The organism is Pseudalkalibacillus berkeleyi (assembly GCF_021608225.1).
GTDB lineage: Bacteria > Bacillota > Bacilli > Bacillales > Fictibacillaceae > Pseudalkalibacillus > Pseudalkalibacillus berkeleyi.
The window spans coordinates 482,941-499,803 of record NZ_JAKIJS010000001.1; the positions used below are offsets into that span (position 1 = coordinate 482,941).

Genomic DNA, 16,863 nt, shown 5'->3' on the forward strand with positions numbered 1-16,863 from the left:
CAGAATGGAGCAATATCTCTTGGTACCAAAACAAAACATGAAAGATACATATTCACCACCTAAACATATTGTTTCTGCAGCAACTATTGTCATTAATGATCAGAATGAACTTCTATTAATAAAGGGTCCACGAAGAGGCTGGGAAATGCCTGGTGGCCAAGTTGAAGAAGGTGAGTCATTAAAAGAAGCTGCTATTAGGGAAACAAAAGAAGAAACGGGTATTGATGTTGAAGTTATTCAATTTTGCGGGGTATTCCAGAATGTGAACAAATCCATATGTAATACGCTATTCTTAGCTAAACCAATTGGAGGTTCCTTTACAACTTCTCCTGAAAGCTTGGAGGTAGGATTTTACCCTGTTGAAGAAGCTTTACAATTGGTAACTTGGAAAAGCTTTAGACAAAGGATCGAGTACTGTTTAAACAAAAACATGCAACCATTTTATGTGGAATTTTAGGAATGATTGTCCGGATAAAAAAGATATAACGATATTGAGTTATTTGGTAGTCGACAAATCGCAAAGGCCTCTTGCGTACCCTCAAATCGAGGATGAGCAAATTTCAGTACCTTCAAAGGCCTCGCCCGTACCCTCAAATCGAGGATGAGCTGATTTCAGTACCCGCAAGAGTGATTTTGGGGTTAAACCCATGGCACTTTACAACCAAAAATAAAACACATGCCTTAAACTCATGAGGTGCGGAATTGTTCTGGTCTGAACTCCAGAAAGGAAACGTGAAGAAATGAGTCAAAATAAACTTGCTATTTACCATGCTATTATCTTTGCCATCATTTTGGTTCTTACACTTTCCATGATCGATCATTCAATCTTAAACAGTCAACCTAAGAAACATACGATAATTTTTGCTGAATTATTTTTTGTTGTTAAGGGTTTTGAAGATTTTGTATTTCATAAGTTAGGGTATACATTTCGGGGGTTTGGTATTAAGAACATGATCATCCTTAATCTAATAGGTTTGCTCATGTTTACCATTTGGCATATATCACTGGTCGTTTGAGTTCTTACAAAATTAAGGGGATCACCTTATTAATTTAGTAGTTTATGGTAAAATAGCGTTAGTTGAATAATATAGGAGGGTTCCCGATGGTGAAAAAAATTTCTTGTACATTTACTTTCTAAATAGCAAAGACGAATACATTTATGGTCTTTGCTGATCTGATTTATAAGGAGAGCAAAGATATGGGATATGTTAAAGCCAATAAGGTACTACCCTCTGAATTATTACATATTATCCAAGAATATGTGGGTGGAGATTATCTCTATATACCGAGAAAGAAAGGTCATGAAAAGTCTTGGGGAGAGAAAAGTGGTACTAAACATTCACTGAAAAAAAGAGATGAAGATATTTACCATCAGTATAGGAATGGCAAAACGATTCAACAACTAGCGGAAGAATATTATCTTTCTACTAAAAGTATTGAACGGATCATATACAAAAAATAAATTGAAAGTCTCCTGTTAAAGGAGGCTTTCTTTCTTACTAAACAATAATACATAACCATTTATGAGGAACTACTTCATAACGAAATGAAGTATGATTGTGTTGAATAGAGAATCAATATTAAAGGAGACAACAATGAATCAATCTACATACAAACTAGACCAGATTACAGACTATATTCAGGATATGTTACAAAAGCATGAGGGAGTTGGAGTGAGCGTAGCAATCGTCAAAGATTTTGATATGATCTATTCCGAAGGTTTTGGACATGCTCAAATTCACCAGGCAAACATCCCAATCAATGCGGATACATTGATGAGCATCCAAAGTGTGTCGAAAAATTTTATGGCTGTTTCTATCATGCAGCTTGTTGAACAAAACGTCATTTCTTTGGATGATCCAGTTGTTCTTCATTTGCCTTACTTCAGAACGAAAAATAAACAACAAAGTGATGCCATTACGGTACGGCATTTGTTATCCCATACGGCAGGTTTCTCTTCTGAAATTGGGATTGCCAATATGACTGCTCCGAATGTAAGAGAAATTTTTTCAGATACGCCTACAGAATTTCAAGAAGCATTAGACCATTATCAATTGACAGAAGAAGAGATTGCGAGCATACAAACCCGAGAAGACATAACGAAGTGGTTTGAAAAAGTAGAGCTAGAGTACTCTGCGGGGAACGATTGGAATTATTGCACGGATGCGTATGTGATCCTCGCTGATTTGTTTGAGAAAGTGACTGGTTCCAACTGGGAAACACACCTGAAAGATAACGTCCTTACCCAATTGAATATGAATCGTACAACGAGTGATCCAAATCAAGTCGAAAATGATGAGAACAGTGCGAGATATTATTTAGGCAAGGAGAAGACGGAAACACCATTTCCTAAAAACACAATTTCAGCTCCCATTGGTTATTTGTATTCAACGGCAAATGACTTAGGAAAATATTTAGCCTTTCACTTAAACAAATCTACAAATGTTTTAAGACCAGATTTGATAGATGAAATGCAAAACCCTGTTCATCTAGTCAGTGAGGAATGGCGGTTCGGTAGTGAAGTCAGAAGCTATGGACTTGCATGGTTTACTGATACGTATAAGGGACATCGCATCGTGGAACACGGCGGTGGTCAAATGGCTGTAAGATCCCTGATGACAATGGTACCCGAACTCAATTTAGGTGTCGTCGTTTTACTGAACTTCGACGGGACTCTACATCATGATATATGTGACAAGATCATTGATACGTTCATTGATTCATAAATAAGAGATTGTGAGAAATGCGTAGCTCTCAATGGGGGTTACGTATTTTTTTATCATTGCTTATTGAAACCGAGACTATCATCCTGCTTATCTGTAGATTGGGATATTCAATTAAAATGGTACATACAATGAATCATTTACAGTTTCCTTTTTTATACAATTGAGAGGGTGACTCGTGATGAGCAATTACCTTCATCCATACTTAACCCCTACATTGTTAAAGTCTATAGTCGATCACGGTTTACGAAAAGTCACTAATCCGAAAAAAGTAATCGTTGTCGGTGCTGGAATGAGTGGATTGGTTTCTGCTTCACTTCTGAAACAAGCAGGACATAATGTGACGGTTATCGAATCAAGAGAACGAGTAGGGGGTCGTGTTTATACAATGCGACATCCGTTTATGAATGGACAATACGTTGAAGCGGGCGCAATGAGAATACCGAATACGCATTATTTAACGCTAAGTTATATAAAGAAATTTGGTCTGAAGGTCAATCCATTTGTAAATGCTACACCAAATGATCTTATTTTCGTCAATGATAGGAAGGCTCGCTTTCATCAATACAATCAAAATCCTGATTTTCTAGGTTACCCTGTCTTAGCTCACGAAAAAGGGAAAACAGCAGCGACTTTAATTCAAGTTGCAATTCAACCGATCGTTGATTTTGTGAATAAAAACCCTTTGAGGAATTGGCCAATTGTCATACGAGAATTTGAGAAATATTCACTTTCAACTTTTCTTAGGCATAATCCTCTTGGGCATTCATTGTCTCCTGGCGCGATTGAAAAAGTGTATGTATTTTCTGGTGTAGAAGGACTTCCAGAGCTATCTCTGCTTGAAATCATAAGGGAATTTATCATATTGCTGAACAATAATATAAAGTTTTATGAAATCATTGGTGGAAATGATCAATTGCCCCAAGCTTTTGTACCTGATTTGAAACAAAATCTCAGGTTTTCTCAAAAAATGACGAAGATTCGTCAGAATGATTCATCTGTAACCATACAAACTGTGCATACAAAAACCTTAGAACATCATAGCTATCAAGCAGATGTTACGATCGTGACTTTGCCTCTAGGGCTCATGCAATTTATTGAAGTAGAGCCTCGTAATAGTTTGTCTCATTATAAGTGGCGGGCGATCAGAGAACTCCATTCCGTTCCGTCCACCAAAATAGGATTACAATTCAAGCATCGGTTTTGGGAGAAGCATGGTCATTTCGGTGGTCAAATGGTAACTGATTTACCGATTCGTAATGCGTACTTCCCGAGTCATGATTTCGGATCTGAAACAGGTGTGTTATTAGGAAGCTATACGTGGGAAGATGATGCGATGGTATGGGTATCGATGTCGAAGGAACGACGTTTGCAATATGCGTTGAAAAATCTCGCTAAAATTTATGGCGAGGAAATTTTACATGAATATGTAGCTGGGGCTGTGCATAGCTGGGGAGCAGATCCTTACGCAGCCGGAGCTTATACGATGTTTAAACCAAACCAAGAAAGTGAACTGTTTCCGCACTTAGCCACCCCTGAAGGGCGATTACATTTTGCAGGAGAGCATACGAGTGTACCGCATGGCTGGATACAGGGGGCTATAGAATCAGGGATCCGAGCAGCCATAGAGGTCAATGAAAGAAAGTAATAGGCGTTTATCTTAAATGAGAGGATAAAAATCATGAGTAGAATCGCAAAAACATTAAGGAAACCTCCTTACTATGCTGTCATATTTTCTTCTCAACGAACAGAAGGGGATCAAGGCTATCAAAATATGGCGGAGAAAATGGTGGAGTTAGCCACTCAGCAGAAAGGATTTCTTGGAATTGAAAGTACGAATGATGATGAATTAGGGATTACAATTTCATATTGGGATTCCTTAGAGGCTATACAGAGTTGGAAGGAACATAGCGCACATCAGATAGCGCAACGGAAAGGGAAAAGTGAATGGTATAAACAATTTGCGCTCACAGTATGTAAGGTGGAAAGAGACAACTTTTTTGAAATGTAATGGTTTGAAAAATATAGATTAAGGTGTGATTGGTTGAGCTACCATATGAGAGTTCGTGCAGGAGCGATTATAATAGAAGATAACAAGATTTTGTTAACGGAGTATGACAATCCGATAAGGGGTAAAGTCTATGATTTTCCTGCAGGTGGGACAGAGCCAAATGAGACGATTTCAGAAGCAGTCATGCGCGAAGCTTTAGAAGAGGCATGTATAGAAGTAAAAGTCGGATCGCTTGCATTTGTGTATGAATATGCCCCGCATCTTAACCAAAATAAATTCGGGGATACTCATACACTAACACTGCTGTTTGATTGTGAAAGAAGAAAGGATACTATTCCTCGTTTGCCGGATACCTTCGATGCGAATCAATCTGGAGTGAAATGGGTGCCATTATCAGAACTAGAGAACATAGAAATGTACGCAAATATACAGGATCAATTGAAGGATTACATATGGACGAACAGAAATATTGTTCTTATAGAAGAGCGCTAATGAATATAATAATTCATCTACGATAGGAGGTCTTGTTTGGACCCTATAAGAAAAGGATATATATTGAACTTTATGTCAGTCATTATTATGGCGATTGGTCCCCTTGTCGCTAAATTTGGTCTTTTACATATATCTGCATCTAAAGCGGCAGTGATTAATACAATGACAGTCATTTTTGTCAGTTACATCTGGGGAAGAATTTCCAAGAATAAAGTGCAACTGTTTCTTGAAAAGAAGATGATTTTGCTTGCGTTGTTTAATGGCTTAGGTGTGATCTTCTTGTTTATTAGTATGGATTTATTGTCTCCTGTTGAGATTGGATTTTTAGGTAGATTTTATACGGTTTTTGCGGTGCTATTATCCGTCATATTGTTAGGGGAAAGATTGACGAAAATAGAAATGACGTTCATTGTAGCTGCAATTTTAGGTGCATTTCTTTTTGTTAATAAAGGTGGAGACTTTCATTCATCGGTATTAGGCAGTGTCTTTGCGTTACTTTATACCTTTTTCTTTGCTCTCACCAATGTGTATATTAAGAAGGCTGTATCAAAGGATAAAAACTCAAACTCTATCATTTTTACAAATAGCTGTGTGAGCCTCATTTTCATCATTTTGTATGCGATAGTTGTTGGAGATTTATTTAATGGTGCGTATACATTTGAGGGGATATCACTCATTGCACTTTCCTCTATGCTATCTGGGTTTATCGGTACAATCTTATTATATGAAGCGCTCAAGTATTTAAGATTCTCGATTGCGAATGTGTCTAGAGCATTAAGTCCACTACTGCTGGCGGCAATATCTTTTCCATTCTTTCCGGTAAAACTAACTGCACTCAACATTACGGGAGCAGTATTACTGATGGTTTCGATCTTATTGTTAACGTTCGGGGATCAGAGGACAAGAAAGCCAAGTGAAAATTAAAAAGAAAAGGTGAGAAAATGGAGACTTCAATTAGGTTGAACAATAAGAAAGTTGATATTGGTAATTTGATGCTGAATTATAACTATTATGGTGTAGATGATACTTCTCCAACGGTAATCTTAGAAGCTGGATATGGCATGGGATCTGAGGTTTGGGGAGATTTAGTTAGTGAACTTTCAACTATCGTAAATGTTCTTGTCTACGACCGTGCTGGAATCGGTAAAAGTGAAGCCGGTACTAAGCCTCATCATAGTAAGCAGGTTGTTGAAAATTTAAAAACGCTTTTACAAATTGAAGAGATCAAGCCACCTTATCTTCTTGTTGGGCATTCTATTGGAGGAATCCATATCCGACAATTTGCTTATACCTATCCCGAGCTAGTTTCCGGGTTGATTTTAGTAGATTCAGCACATGAGGATCAAAACGATCTAATGGTTCCTCATTTCTCGGATGATGTCCAGGAGATGTATTACGGACAATTTGTCGTAGAAGGCGGATTGGCGGATTTTAATAGCAGTTTAAACCAAGTTCGAAGTGCTAGAAGACCATTAAAGGATCTTCCCGTACATGTTTTGTCAGCAGGTGTGAAGGACGACTACCATTCCGAAAAAACATATCAAATTTGGATGCGCCTACAAGACGACTTATTATCTCTTTCTAACAATACGAAGCAAGTAATCGCTAAGAAAAGTAATCATTTCATTCAAAATCATGAGCCGAAGCTGATTGTTAATAGTGTTAGAGATATATTGGACCAAATTAGGGAAGAAGGCGCAAATGAGTAACATAGATAAAAACAATCGATTAGATGAGAATCCGTTTAGTTATCGCTCATCTAAAAATAATACAATCTTCATAGACTACTACGGAAAACAAGTTAAAATCGTAAAAGGAAAAGAAGCTGACAAACTATTGAATAAACTAGCGAGCGCGGGAACTGATAAAGAAGAACAGCTCATCCTAGCTAAAATCACTGGGAATTTTAAAAGAGGAAATGAAAAATCATAAGCGCTTGAAGGAGACAGATAATGTACGACATCACGGTGACCTTTATATTCACACTTTTAGTTGTACTTGTCATCAATATTATTGGACAAGTACTCATTTTAAACAAAGGAATGTTTCTTAAACGGAAGACTGTATTCGTTTTACTAGTCCAGAGTATATTTATTACCATTTTGTTAGGTTTTGTTTTGTAAATTAACTTGTAATTAATGGGATGATTTGTTAATCTTTAACTATGTTGTTTTGCAACATAGTTATTTTTTGTCTTTCTATCTTGTTTAACAAGGTAGTTTTTAGTATAGAAGGAGGAGATCCATTTGTCCTCGAGTCAGATTTTAAAGGGGATATTAGAAGGGTGTTTATTAGCCATCATCTCTAAAGGTGAAACGTATGGATATGAGATGATTGAAAAATTAACGAAATATGGTTTTACGATGGTGAAGGAAGGTAGCATCTATCCTTTATTACTTAGGATGAAAAAAGAAGGTCTTGTAAGAACGACTCAGAAATCACTTCCATCAGGGGGACCTAAACGAAAGTATTACTCGCTAACACATGAAGGGGAAAAAGCATTAGCAGAATTCAACCTGACATGGAAGGTCATTTCATCAAGCGTGAACGATTTATTGAAGGAGGAAAATTACTAATGGGACTGTCAAAGAAAAGCCAAGACTTTCTGGAGAATTTAAGGCTTTACCTCGTGACGGGAGGTAAGAAAGAACACGAGATTGAAGAAATCATAAGTGAACTTGAAGATCATTTAACAGAAGCAGAAATGGCTGGGAAAGACGTTGAAGATATAGTTGAAAAATCACCAAAAGAATATATGCAACAACTTTCTAATGAAATTAGTCTCGATGTACCAACAGTTGCGAAGTATGGTCTGTTAATTTTGCTTGGCGCATTTTCATATATAGTATTTGGAGATGTTCTTCGTGGGGGAATAGAATACTCGTTCATTCAAATAATCGGCTATCCTCTGGTAATTCTGCTGAACCTTGGACTAGTTGTAGCTACATTTAGATATATTGCAAGTTCAGGTGCTAAGAAGACGAAACAATGGATTTTATTTGGAATGCTTGGATCAGTTCCAATCCTTCTGTTTTTAGCTGTGCTCTTCTTAGATCAATATATTAATACAACAACGATTAAGTTTGGGACAGCAGGCAATATTGCTGCGGGTATTTTATCATTAGGTGTGTTTATCGGAATGGCAATTTGGTCGAGAACTTGGGTGATGATCTTATTTCCCATTTTCATGTTTGGGCCTGAGTTAGTATTGAAATATTCAAATTTTGGTGAGGAAGCAAAATTAATAGGTTCTTCCTTCATTATGTTCGTTCTCATTGGCGTCTATTTATTATTCGTTTGGAGAAAAGAGTTAAGAAAAAATAAAGCAGAAACTAGTTAAATCCTCTTGTTATAGAGGTTATTATTTCGAGCAACGAAGAAGGAAAATGATTGGTATTAAAAGAAGTGTACACCTAGTGATTGAAAATTTTGTTGAAAGCTAGGTGAACAAGATGAATAAGAAAGCGGTAGTGGAGAAATGGTTTAATGAGGTTTTTACTAAAGGGGATGTAAATAGTCTTAGAGAGATTACTGCGCCAGATTTCATTGGTCACGTCCCAAACCATGCATTTGAAGGACAAGATGCATTCATCCATGAATTCATGGAGTGGTTTAGAGAGGTATTTGTTGATGATGAGTGGGTAATCAATGACTATTTGGAATCTGAAGATCAAGCAGCCGTTCGTTACACTGGCCATATGACTTACAAAGGTGGCTGGTTCGGCATTCCATCAACAGACCAGAGGGTGACTGAAACGGGCATGATGATGATTAATTTTGAAAATGGACTTATTAAAGAGTTTTGGTGTGAAATGAGCGATCTCCATGTACTTGATCAGCTGAGCCCACTGAACGAGGCATTCAAAGAGAAAGCGCGTCCTTAATAAAGAAAGTGAAAGAGTGAAAAAAATGAACTTACATATGAAAGAAATGAACGAAAGCTTAGCAACTGAAATACTTAGCTGGACGTATGAACCGCCTTATGACTTTTACAATAATGAAATAACAGATGAGAATCTGGCTGAAAAGTTGGATGGTACTTACAATGCGCTTTTGAATGAGCAAGATGAGTTAGTTGGGTTCTACTGTGTTGGTGAAGCTGCCAAGGTTCCGGTAGGCTATAAACAGGGTGTCTATACTGAAGACTTAATTGATATAGGGCTTGGTATGAACCCTCGTATTGTCGGAACCGGGAAAGGATACGATTTTTGTTCTTATATTTTAAGACAGGTTATGAAGAGAAACGATGATATGCCGATCCGTCTATCAGTGGCAACCTTCAATGAACGGGCTGTTCACCTGTATGAAAAGCTCGGTTTTGTCAAAAAGGATGACTTCAAAACAGATGCTGCACAATTTATTACGATGGTAAAAGAAGGAGAAAGTCTAGGTTTTATCGATCACGGTGACCGATTTGGTAAAGAAATGGCTGTCGTTAAATCAATCTAATTATTGAGTAAAGAGTGTATGAGGTGATGCTGTGTAAGTCTGGCGTTACCTTTTTTCTGTAGGGAATTTAAGGGAGGAAAACCACCTTATTCCTCGAAAGAAATATATATCCTCGTTTAAAGGAGATGATATCAATATGGCAGAATCTATTACAAAAAACATTTCAAATGTAAACGGGATTTCTTTAATAGATACATCTGAGGTTGATCTTCCTGTTGTTGTTTTCTTACATGGATTAGGAGAAACGAAAGAATCATTTGAAGAGATGTTTGAACAGTTCGCAGGGAAATACCGTTGTGTCGCTTTGGACTTTAGAGGACATGGCGATACGTTAATGAAAGGTCCTTATACGATTAAACAAGCATCCAACGATTTATTAACGGTTCTTGATGAACTAAACATCAGATATGCTTCCATCGTTGCTGCGTCGTATTCATGCTGGATTGCCCAACATTTTGCAGTGGAATATCAAGAACGAGTTGACCATCTTATCCTACTTGATGGTGGATTTTATGAAGTCGATTCTGTAAGTGAGGATCTGTCCCAGCCTACGTTTAATTCGGAGAAAGCATTGGATCACCATTTGAGTGAACATATTCAGGAGTTAGAGGACAATGGTGTTGACCTAACAGATGATATCATTCCTAAAATTAAAGATGCATTTAAGGTTTGTTATATGAAAAATGAAGAGGGCATCTACGAACATCGAACACCGATAGAAGCATTTAAAGGCTATTTACAAGACATTGCTTCTTTAGACTTTAATAAGGAGATTGCTTCTAAGCTCAATGTACCCGTTATGTTAATATTAGCGGATCATTCGTTGCTCCCCCAAGAATTTCAAGCTACGAACGAAATTGATTTAGTTGAATTTAAAAGAACCGTGAAAAACCTTTACGTAACAAGAATCGATAAGTCCGATCATCTGCTTATGCTGTCGCATCCTATTGAAACAAGCCTACTCGTACGATCGTTTCTTAAATAGAATTTTCTATAAAATTAGGGCATCAAGTATTTGATGTCCTTTTAACATGTAAGTGTTGACAAAAGAAGGAATACATTATACAATATATCTCGAATTCAAGATATTTTTACGTAATCATCATTGCTATTATTTTTTTTGAATAAATATCTCGAAATCAAGATAAATACATCTTAAGGAGGATTTAACAATGATAAATGTTTACCCAGCAACAACACGATATACTGCTGATCATGGTTGGCTTAAGAGTAATTTTAGCTTTTCGTTCGCTGAATATTTCGACCCTATGAATATGAATTTTGGCCCGATGAGAGTTCTCAATGATGATGTTGTCGCTCCAAATAGAGGATTTGGTGCACATCCACATAAAGAGATGGAAATTGTATCAATTGTACTCGATGGATATTTAAAGCATGAAGACAGCGGAGGGCACGATGCTACCACTACCTTTGGTGGTGTTCAACGTATGTCAGCAGGTACAGGGGTTGTACACTCTGAAATGAATCCCTCAACAACTGAACCCGTCAATTTCCTGCAAATGTGGTTTGAGCCTATGAAACCAGGGGTTACGCCATCATATGAACAAACAAAATTTGACGTTGAAAAAATGAAGAATGCTTTACTTCCAGTCGTAAGTAACGACCGTACTTCTGATGAAATAGCGGACATCAATCAAGACATGACAATCTACCTATCTGATCTTGAACAGGGGAAAGATTTGACTTTTGCACAAGGGAAAAATCGTCGTATCTTCCTATTTGTAATTGAAGGAGATCTGTCATTGAATAAGGAAGTACTTTTAAATAAGCGAGATTCTGCTCGTATTACGGATACGACAGAACTTCATATAGCATCTGAATCTGGCTCACGGTACTTGTTGATTGATTTACCATAAAAAATGAGGAGGAATAGCAAATGGTTATGAAAAATGAAATCGGTGCACTCGTATTACGTATCGCATTAGGAATTATTTTCTTCGTGCATGGATTAAGCAAGTTCCAAGGTGGCATTGAAAATGTTGCTGGCTGGTTCAGTAGTATCGGATTACCAGGGTTCTTAGCATACGCAGTTGCGATTGTTGAGTTAGTTGGGGGAATTGCATTAATTCTCGGACTTGGCACGAGAGTCGTTTCCGCTATGCTTGGGATTATCATGTTAGTTGCCATCTTTAAAGTGAAGCTTGCTGCCGGATTCATGGGCAATGGAGAAATGGCTGGTTATGAATTTGATCTAGCACTGTTAGCTATGTCAGTTTATCTTACTGCAGCAGGCAGCAAATTGTTTGCTGTAGATGAAATGCTTTTCAACAAGGAGAAAAGCGAACTGAAGGAAACCGCATAAACCAATAACAACCGAGGCATAAATAGAACAAAACGCACTGGATTTCGCAATGAAATCACAGTGCGTTTTGTTGGTATTCTTATCAAATTTAACCGATGGAAGCTAGGAAATGTTAATATATAGAAACGAAACACTGATGAATGTTATTCGATAAAAGGGAGGATTGTTCATTATTGGTTTTTCAATTGTGTTTTTATTGGTTTTAGGAACTATTGCATTCTTTACGTTAATATTTACTCCAATTATAGCTGTTAGAAAATATGAAAAAGGAAGACCACCACGAAAAATCTCTTTTGTAGTATTAGGGCTGTTGGTTGTGCATTGGATATTTTTCTTATCAAGTGGTTACGCTTTATTACCAATGAGTATTGCAGATGCCATATTTATGCCTGTATGGGTAGTGTTATGTTTTGCAGGATTCTGTATAGCTATATATGAATTTAAAAACAACAAAGGTTTTTCCATCCCAGTTGCTGGTTTAACAACCATCAGTTTATTATTTAGCATCTTTATTCAAGGAATATCGAATATGTAAATATCGCTTACTATTCGATTAACTCGGAACAATAACTAAATACCGTTTGTAGTTATTCAGCTTATATATTCTAATAAATAGTTGATTGAAACTTTCAATTGAGATTGGAGACTTTAGGGTGCAATTAATATTTAATGCTATAAAAAATATGTTTTTAGATTTAATTTCAATGGCTAGAGGTTTTACATATGGGTTTTTAATGGTCGGCTTTTTTATTTTAGTTGTTGGTGCTTTATTCTATGGTATTTTATTTCTTGAAAATATCGTGTTTTGAAAAGGAAACTTAGAAATAACGGTTAATTTTTGCTTAATACTAGGAAATCAGCAGATTGTATGAAAGAAATTTTTATTGGAGGGAGAGGTATTAATGAAAGAACTAAGTTTACAAATTATATTTATTTCTGGAATTTTATATGGTTTCATTACGTTTTTTATTGCAATGAGAAAGAAAGAAAAAAAAGAAGTAAGCCAGTTAGCATTATCGATTTCATTAATAGGTGTGTGTGCTGCATCATTTCTAATGACAATTAATTAGAGGGAATTTGCTACTAAATAGATATTTATCTGAGTGGATGTGAATCTAAATGAGGTGGAATTTATTTTAAGGTCTCTACAAGTATTAAACTTTATTGGCAACTTTATTATTTTTCATAAAATACTTGGATACATATATTTTAATAGTGCACCAGTAGATTACTTTTTAATTAGTTTAGTAGGATACATATTGGTTTTCGTACTTGCATTAACCACTACAATTTTTACGTTTTACTATGCTAAAAAGATATATTCTGCCGCTTAGTCAGACTAAATGATTAGAAAGTGGATGAATGATAGTCGAGGGAGGGGTCAAAATGACACAAAAAGCATTTATTTTTGTAGCATTACGCATTTTTGCTGTTTATATTTTAATACAATCATTTATGGATTTATCTCGAATTGTGAATTATTATTTGATACCTATTTACTATGAGGAGATGCAAGAACTTAGTCAAGTCAATTTGTTAATTCATTTAGGTCCTTTTTTAGTTCAACTAATAATAAGCATAGTCCTCTGGCTATATGCTGAAAAATTATGCCGCTTATTTATTCCTAAATACAATGACGCTGTAAACCAGGTAGAGCCTACAGAAAACCAGATGTCATTATCTGTTTATCAGTTTCAAGTTGCTTCTGTTTCAATTGTAGGTCTGGTTTTAATAGTACATACCTTGCCGTCTTTTTTACCTGTATTACAAGATTGGTTGAATATTAAAGAAATAGGAGTGTATTATGCTGATCCAAGAATGAAAGGAGAAGTATTGTTTGCTTTTTTAGAGAAATTACTTCGATTAATTTTTGGCATAATATTGTTTTTCGGAAGCAAAGGTCTTGTTGGATTACTTAAGAGAATTCGAGAACTATAGTTTAGGTGTGAAGGAGATAATAAAAAAGCATGAATCGTACTATACACCGATTCATGCTTTTACTTATTTATTATCTTGTCGCTGCGTACACATCGATTACGCCGTTACCATAATAGAAAGAATCTCCAAGTGGTATGGCGGTATCATTGAGTTTTTGACGAACATCAACATTAGATAACCCTGGGTTCCCTGCAATGATTAGAGCAGCTGCTCCAGCCACGTGAGGGGAAGCCATAGACGTTCCATTATAGCTGTCGTAGCTATTACCAGGAACGGAGCTTAATATGTTAACACCTGGTGCCATTACTTCAAGCTCAGATCCTACGCTTGAGAACGATGCACGGTTATTGCTTGAATCTACCGCACCAACTGCCATTACAGAATCATACTTTGCTGGATATCCGATTGTGTTCTTTTTGCCTCTTGTTCCAGAATTTCCAGCTGCCGCAACAACTAACACCCCTGCGTTGTAGGCATTGTCATTAGCATCTTTAAGTGCAGTAGAACCGGAGCTACCACCTAAACTCATATTGATTACATCCATGTTGTTGGCAACTGCCCACTCGATTCCTTGTATGATTCCGCTGTATGTTCCGCTACCAGAACTGTCTAATACTTTTACAGCATATAGACTTGCTGAATGCGCAACACCAATCACGCCAACGGAGTTATTTAGTCCGGCAACTGTTCCTGCAACGTGGGTACCATGGCCATTGCCGTCTGAAAAGGCATCAGGCTCACTAGAAACGAAGCTCGCGCCACCACTCACGTTAAGGTCTTCGTGGCTAGCGTCGATTCCTGTATCTAAAACAGCAACTTTAACACCAGAGCCAGTGTTTCCAGTCGCATGAACTTGATCTGCGTTTATGTGGGGAATGCCCCATGGTGTTGTTTGTCCAATCGCATATGCCATTTGGTCTTCTTCTACATAAGACACATTAGGGTTCTTCTTAAGAGCCTCCGCTGCTTTTTCGGGCAAGGAAATAAGCATAGTATCCATGAATTTATACTGATGCTTAACCTGTCCTCCTAATTTTTTTACGTTATTAATCTGAGCTGTTTTGATATTTGATTTAAAACCAACGAGGAAGTCTTTCGGTCCGTTGTCCACCGATGCAGCAGATGCAGACGGTGCAGAGAAATGTAAGTTTCCAACCAATAAGGATAGAACTAAAGCTAAGCTAAACACAGCACTTAATGTTCTTAATATCGCTTTCATTTCTTTTCCTCCATTCGTGATTTTATAACTTATAACAATCAAACTATGTGCTCATGGTGCTCAGGTCCCGGGCCCGAATATGTATGTCAGAAAAGTAAGACTATTATAAATTTAATGGTAACATGAACCTAAAGTTGACAGTATTGGGAAATATGTGGTTACGAATAGAGTCTAAGTAGCTAAAAAAACACATGATTTTCCCAATCAACAAGCTATTAAAATAGTGTTACAATAAAAGTTTTAGATTAAAAAACAGTGTTGATATAACAAACGTAGCAACAAACACACGATAGTATCCTTTAACATCGTCCCAAAGTTGGAGGGAATTGAATTTTCAATCGATAATTTTGCGAAAGTAATAAAAAAAGCTGACCTAGAACAATGATGAAAACCAATGTCTAGGTCAGCCTTTTCAAAAGCAGTTAATTCAAGATCTTTTCTGCTTTCTTCTGAGCGTTTTTAAGTGCTTCTTCTGCGGGTACATTGTCTACGAATACTTGGTCGAAGGCTTTACTGATTGCTTCATTTTCAATTTCGTTCCAACTTGGAAACAAAGGTGTTGGCTTAGCATGCTTCAGTTCTTCCACTGCGACCTTGAAGTTCGGGTTTTTCTCGAAAAAAGATTCCATCTTTTCAATAGCAGAGTGTCGAACAGGTAAGTAACCCGTTTCTTTTGCCCATTGCTCAGTTACATCAGGCTCAGAAAAGTACTTAATGAACTCAAATGCTGCTTGTTGTTGTTCCTCGCTAGCATTCTTTGGAATGACACCGCTCGTTCCTCCTGTTGGTACTGAAAGCTCTTCACCTTTAAAGGTAGGCATTGGTTTGGCGCCAATTTTTTCCCCGTCCATCGATCCCATGTCAGCTGTGGACCCTGTTACCATTGCCGCTTTCCCTTCGGTTACGTCAGCAATCGTATCGTACCAATATGCCCAGCCTTCACCGCCATAGTGGACTTTACTTACTTTATCTTTATGGATCATATCTCCCCAAAGCTGGAGTGCTTCGGCTGCTTCAGGTGAGTCTAGCTTTATTTGTTCTGGATCATTAGAAAGCTCAGCACCATTAGACCGCGCTAGTCCTGTAAAGAACCACGGATATTTAATCGGTTCAAATCCATATTGAACGGCACCTTTATCAACGAGTTCGTTAGATACTTCACGAACACCCTTCCATGAATTGATTTGATCAGGATTAATTCCTGCTTTTTTAAATACATCTTTATTGTAGTAGAGAATGGGAACGCTACGGTTGAGAGGGAGTCCATAGAATTTTCCATCATGTGATGCGGATTTCATAAAACTGTCGACATAATCACCCGTATTAAGATCTTCCTTTTGTATCATTTCATTAAGACTTTGCAAATGACCGGAAGAAGCGAATGTTTGTAACGTGGGATCCTCGAGCTGAACAAGAGCAGGAACGTCCTTTGATTGGAGGGCGAGCTGCAGCTTGTTCGTAATCGTAGGATAGTCTTTCAAGAAAACAAGTTTCACATGAATGTTGTCATGCTTCTTGTTGAAGTCATCTGTAATTTTTTCTAACGATCCACCTAGATTTCCGCTCATCGCATGCCAAAACTCGATTTCTACTTTCTCTCCTGATTCAGAACTGCTATTGGATAATGGACCACATCCTGAAACAAACAATAGTATGACAAGTGATAGGACGATGAATTTTCTAAAATGATTAAACATATTGAATGCCT

Annotated in this window: 22 protein-coding genes; 20 read left to right on the forward strand and 2 right to left on the reverse strand. The window is 37.1% G+C overall.

The window, feature by feature from the left end:
• Positions 1–37: 37 nt before the first annotated feature.
• The 20 genes from L2716_RS02590 (at position 38) to L2716_RS02685 (ending at position 13,936) form a co-directional block, all read left to right on the forward strand.
• Complete coding sequence (locus tag L2716_RS02590; RefSeq protein WP_236331497.1) at positions 38–457, forward strand: NUDIX hydrolase; 420 nt, start codon at positions 38–40, stop codon at positions 455–457.
• Between the two features lie 702 nt (positions 458–1,159).
• Entirely contained in the window at positions 1,160–1,462 is a 303-nt protein-coding gene (locus L2716_RS02595; protein ID WP_329610093.1) for a CD3324 family protein, read from the forward strand.
• A gap of 133 nt (positions 1,463–1,595) precedes the next feature.
• Positions 1,596–2,726 carry a serine hydrolase domain-containing protein gene (locus tag L2716_RS02600; RefSeq protein WP_236331501.1) on the forward strand — a complete coding sequence of 377 codons (1,131 nt, stop codon included), beginning with the start codon at positions 1,596–1,598 and terminating at the stop codon, positions 2,724–2,726.
• A gap of 178 nt (positions 2,727–2,904) precedes the next feature.
• A complete protein-coding gene (locus L2716_RS02605) occupies positions 2,905–4,371 on the forward strand; it encodes a flavin monoamine oxidase family protein (RefSeq protein ID WP_236331503.1) in 1,467 nt (488 codons plus the stop codon).
• Positions 4,372–4,404: 33 nt separating this feature from the next.
• Positions 4,405–4,734: an antibiotic biosynthesis monooxygenase family protein gene (locus L2716_RS02610; protein ID WP_236331505.1), complete on the forward strand. Its 330-nt coding sequence runs from the start codon at positions 4,405–4,407 to the stop codon at positions 4,732–4,734.
• Between the two features lie 33 nt (positions 4,735–4,767).
• Complete coding sequence (locus L2716_RS02615; protein WP_236331507.1) at positions 4,768–5,226, forward strand: NUDIX domain-containing protein; 459 nt, start codon at positions 4,768–4,770, stop codon at positions 5,224–5,226.
• A gap of 36 nt (positions 5,227–5,262) precedes the next feature.
• On the forward strand, positions 5,263–6,150 hold the full coding sequence (locus tag L2716_RS02620) for a DMT family transporter (protein WP_236331509.1): 888 nt from the start codon (positions 5,263–5,265) through the stop codon (positions 6,148–6,150).
• Between the two features lie 17 nt (positions 6,151–6,167).
• Positions 6,168–6,935, forward strand: coding sequence for an alpha/beta fold hydrolase (locus L2716_RS02625; protein WP_236331511.1), 768 nt, complete (start codon positions 6,168–6,170; stop codon positions 6,933–6,935).
• The gene (locus L2716_RS02630) at positions 6,928–7,158 is read left to right on the forward strand and encodes a hypothetical protein (protein ID WP_236331514.1); all 231 of its coding nucleotides are present in this window, start codon (positions 6,928–6,930) and stop codon (positions 7,156–7,158) included. The genes L2716_RS02625 and L2716_RS02630 overlap by 8 nt, the downstream gene beginning before the upstream one ends.
• Positions 7,159–7,178: 20 nt before the next feature.
• Entirely contained in the window at positions 7,179–7,349 is a 171-nt protein-coding gene (locus L2716_RS02635; RefSeq protein WP_236331516.1) for a hypothetical protein, read from the forward strand.
• A gap of 123 nt (positions 7,350–7,472) precedes the next feature.
• On the forward strand, positions 7,473–7,802 hold the full coding sequence (locus tag L2716_RS02640) for a PadR family transcriptional regulator (protein WP_236331518.1): 330 nt from the start codon (positions 7,473–7,475) through the stop codon (positions 7,800–7,802).
• A complete protein-coding gene (locus tag L2716_RS02645) occupies positions 7,802–8,566 on the forward strand; it encodes an HAAS domain-containing protein (protein ID WP_236331520.1) in 765 nt (254 codons plus the stop codon). Before L2716_RS02640 ends, L2716_RS02645 begins: the two co-directional genes overlap by 1 nt.
• A 112-nt stretch (positions 8,567–8,678) precedes the next feature.
• The gene (locus tag L2716_RS02650) at positions 8,679–9,110 is read left to right on the forward strand and encodes an ester cyclase (RefSeq protein WP_236331522.1); all 432 of its coding nucleotides are present in this window, start codon (positions 8,679–8,681) and stop codon (positions 9,108–9,110) included.
• Positions 9,111–9,135: 25 nt separating this feature from the next.
• On the forward strand, positions 9,136–9,675 hold the full coding sequence (locus L2716_RS02655; RefSeq protein ID WP_236331525.1) for a GNAT family N-acetyltransferase: 540 nt from the start codon (positions 9,136–9,138) through the stop codon (positions 9,673–9,675).
• A 136-nt stretch (positions 9,676–9,811) separates the two neighbouring features.
• Positions 9,812–10,660, forward strand: coding sequence for an alpha/beta fold hydrolase (locus L2716_RS02660; protein WP_236331527.1), 849 nt, complete (start codon positions 9,812–9,814; stop codon positions 10,658–10,660).
• Between the two features lie 187 nt (positions 10,661–10,847).
• Positions 10,848–11,552: a pirin family protein gene (locus tag L2716_RS02665; RefSeq protein ID WP_236331528.1), complete on the forward strand. Its 705-nt coding sequence runs from the start codon at positions 10,848–10,850 to the stop codon at positions 11,550–11,552.
• Positions 11,553–11,572: 20 nt separating this feature from the next.
• Positions 11,573–11,998 (forward strand): DoxX family protein, encoded by a 426-nt coding sequence (locus L2716_RS02670; protein ID WP_236331530.1) that lies wholly within the window; start codon positions 11,573–11,575, stop codon positions 11,996–11,998.
• 196 nt (positions 11,999–12,194) lie between these two features.
• Positions 12,195–12,533 (forward strand): hypothetical protein, encoded by a 339-nt coding sequence (locus L2716_RS02675; protein ID WP_236331532.1) that lies wholly within the window; start codon positions 12,195–12,197, stop codon positions 12,531–12,533.
• A gap of 367 nt (positions 12,534–12,900) precedes the next feature.
• Positions 12,901–13,068, forward strand: coding sequence for a hypothetical protein (locus tag L2716_RS02680; protein WP_236331534.1), 168 nt, complete (start codon positions 12,901–12,903; stop codon positions 13,066–13,068).
• A gap of 316 nt (positions 13,069–13,384) precedes the next feature.
• Entirely contained in the window at positions 13,385–13,936 is a 552-nt protein-coding gene (locus tag L2716_RS02685) for a hypothetical protein (protein ID WP_236331535.1), read from the forward strand.
• A gap of 70 nt (positions 13,937–14,006) precedes the next feature.
• On the opposite strand, the gene L2716_RS02690 is transcribed toward L2716_RS02685, so the two are convergent.
• A complete protein-coding gene (locus tag L2716_RS02690) occupies positions 14,007–15,155 on the reverse strand; it encodes a S8 family peptidase (RefSeq protein WP_236331538.1) in 1,149 nt (382 codons plus the stop codon).
• 422 nt (positions 15,156–15,577) lie between these two features.
• Positions 15,578–16,852 carry an ABC transporter substrate-binding protein gene (locus L2716_RS02695; protein WP_236331540.1) on the reverse strand — a complete coding sequence of 425 codons (1,275 nt, stop codon included), beginning with the start codon at positions 16,850–16,852 and terminating at the stop codon, positions 15,578–15,580.
• Positions 16,853–16,863 lie beyond the last annotated feature (11 nt).